We start from the raw sequence: 2,790 nt of genomic DNA on the forward strand, positions 1-2,790 counted from the left end.
ACGCGAGGTTCTTGCCCGAGGCCACGACCTTCTCGAACAGGCGGAGCGTGTCGTCCGCGTCCGGGTCGGTGGTGAAGCGGTGCGGCCAGTAGGCCACCGACTTCGTGCCGATCCGGATCGTGCGCACCGTGTCGACCGCCAGCAGCGGCTCCAGGTGCGTGCGCAACCGCTCGGTGCTCATGATCATCGGGTCGCCGCCGGTGACCAGCACGTCGGTCACCGCCGGGTGCCGGTGCAGGTAGCTCACCAACTGCTCCGGGCCGGGCGCGGCGAACCGCAGGTCCGCGTCGCCGACGAACTGCGCCCAGCGGAAGCAGTAGGTGCAGTAGGCGTGGCAGGTCTGGCCCTGCTGCGGGAAGTACAGCGCCGTCTCCCGGTACTTGTGCTGCACGCCGGGCAGCACCTCCCCGTCGAGCACCGGGACGTTGAGCTCCTTCTGCCCGGCCGGGTGCGGGTTCAGCCCGCCGCGCACCCGCTCGACCGCCAGCCGCAGCCCGCGCTTGTCCTTGGCGCGCAGCAGGTCGGTCAGCTCGCGCTCGTCGTCCTCGGCCAGCATCCCGCGCTGCGGGAACACCAGCTGGAAGATCGGGTCCTCCGGCACGCGGGCCCAGTCGATCAGGTGCGAGAGCACGTACTCGTTGACCCGGAACGGCAGCACCTGCGAGATGACCCGCACCGCCTCCATCAGGTCCGCGCGCGGCGCGTACCTGGCCGCGACCTCGTCGACGTGGTGGGGCCCCAACGACCGGAAGCGGGGCGCCTCCGGGAGAACGGCGAGCGGCAGGGACATGCGCGAGCACCTTCCGTTTCGGTCTTCCCGGTTTTTCGCTCGAACGGCCGCGGCGCGGAAAGACCGCGGTGCTGGGAAATGGGCGTCCGACCGCGCGCCGATCGGCGCGCGGCGAGTGCGGCGCGAGGCGAGCGCACCGCGCGGAGAACGCACGAGGGGAAGTTCGCGGGTGGTTCCGCTGAGCGACCTTAAGCGCGAAATGCCCCCGCGCAACCCCTAGCGCGGCCCCTGCGCGACCCCTCACCGCCCCGCGCCCGCAGCCGGTGCGCGCCGCCCCGCACCCACGACCTCGGCCGAATTCCCAGGTGAGGGCTTCCGCTGACCGGTGGTCGGGGTCGGGGGTGGGGCGGGGCGGTCGCCGGGCGGCTAGGGGGACCGAAGGGGGACTGCCGGGGTTTAGCGGACTTCCGGGACGTGCTAAGTCTTTCTCAACGACCGGGGGCGGGAATGTCCCAGAGCCATTCACGTGGCAGCCGGGAACGGCTTCCGGGCACAGGCCCAAAGGGACCGGCGCGCGGTGGTCGGGCAGGCTCCCGCGCACCCGGAGGAGAAGACGGATGACAGAAACCCAGCAGGTCCGGACCTACCCGTTCAGCGAGGAACTGGGTATCCACGTCGATCCCATCTACGCCGAGCTGCGCAGCGAGGAGCCCGTCACCCGGGTGCAGATGCCCTACGGCGAGGTCTCCTGGTTAACCCTGGGGTACGAGGACACCAAGACCGTGCTGACCGACCCGCGCTTCAGCCGGGCGGCGGCGCAGGGCCAGGACCAGCCCCGGTTGCGCGAGGAGATGGCGTACGAGGGCATCGTCGGCCTCGACCCGCCGGACCACACCCGCCTGCGCAAGCTCGCGGGCAAGGCGCTGACCGCCCGGCGCGTCAACGCCATGCGCCCCCACGCGGTGCGCATCGCGGAGAAGTGCGCCGACGACATGATCGCCCACGGCTCGCCCGCGGACCTGGTCGAGCACTTCGCGCTGCCCTTCCCGATCGCCGTCATCTGCGACCTCATCGGCGTGCCCTTCGAGGACCGCGGCAAGTTCCGGGTCTGGACCGACGGCCTGACCAACACGGCCAAGCCGGTCATGTCCCAGGCCGAGGAGCTGTTCGCGTACATGGCCACCCTGGTGGCCAAGCGCCGCGAGGAGCCCACCGACGACCTGCTCACCGCCCTGGTGCGCGCCCGCGACGACGAGGACCAGCTCACCGAGCAGGAGCTGCTGTCCATCGCCAGCGTCGGCCTGCTGCTGACCGGCTCCGAGGCGGTCTCCACGCACATCCCGAACTTCCTCTACGCCCTGCTCACCAGCCCCGAGCACTACGAGCAGCTCAAGGCCCGGCCCGAGCTGATCCCGGCCGCCGTCGAGGAGATGCTGCGGTTCATCCCGCTCAACCCGGCCGCGCTGTTCCCCCGCTACGCCACCGAGGACGTCAAGCTCGGCACCGTCGTCGTCCGCGAGGGCGAGCCGATCCTGGCCTCGATCCCCGGCGCCAACCGCGACCCTGAGGTCTTCGCCGAGCCGGAGAAGATGGACTTCACCCGCGAGTCCAACCCGCACGTCGCGTTCGGCCACGGCCCGCACCACTGCCTCGGCGCGCAGCTCGCCCGCATGGAGCTCCAGGTCATGCTGGAGGTCATCACCACCAAGGTCCCGGACCTGCGCCTGGCCGAGGGCGACGAGGGCGTGGAGTGGAAGCGCGGCCTGCTGGTGCGCGGCCCGAAGAAGCTGCGGGTGGCCTGGTGAACCACACCACCGAGGCCACCTCCTGGTCGGTCGCCGTCGACCGCGCGGCCTGCATCGGCACCGGCGTGTGCGTGAGCACCTCGCCGGAGCACCTGGAGATCCGCGACGGCAAGGCCGCCGCACGCGCGACCGTGACCGGTCCCGCGCTGTACATGCTCGACGACGCTGAATTGTGCCCCTTGGCGGCTATAACAGTCACCGAGACGGCCACGGGCCGGTTCCTCTCACCCGAGGAATAGGCCCGACCACCGCCGT

The 2,790-nt window shown here is 71.3% G+C and carries 2 protein-coding genes and 1 pseudogene; 2 read left to right on the forward strand and 1 reads right to left on the reverse strand.

From position 1 onward, the window contains the following. A pseudogene (locus ACTUAL_RS03695) lies at positions 1-790 on the reverse strand (lysine 2,3-aminomutase); the annotation flags it as partial. Between the two features lie 557 nt (positions 791-1,347). On the opposite strand from ACTUAL_RS03695, the gene ACTUAL_RS03700 reads away from it, so the two are divergent. Both ACTUAL_RS03700 and ACTUAL_RS03705 read left to right on the forward strand, forming a co-directional pair. Next, complete coding sequence (locus ACTUAL_RS03700; RefSeq protein ID WP_440899269.1) at positions 1,348-2,535, forward strand: cytochrome P450; 1,188 nt, start codon at positions 1,348-1,350, stop codon at positions 2,533-2,535. Continuing rightward, positions 2,532-2,774, forward strand: coding sequence for a ferredoxin (locus ACTUAL_RS03705; protein WP_440899270.1), 243 nt, complete (start codon positions 2,532-2,534; stop codon positions 2,772-2,774). The genes ACTUAL_RS03700 and ACTUAL_RS03705 overlap by 4 nt, the downstream gene beginning before the upstream one ends. Positions 2,775-2,790 lie beyond the last annotated feature (16 nt).

This window comes from Actinosynnema sp. (assembly GCF_052038725.1).

Bases quoted from the DNA above. Each gene is read 5' to 3' on its own strand.
- ACTUAL_RS03700 (WP_440899269.1), top strand. From the start codon at position 1,348: ATGACAGAAACCCAGCAGGTCCGGACCTACCCGTTCAGCGAGGAACTG.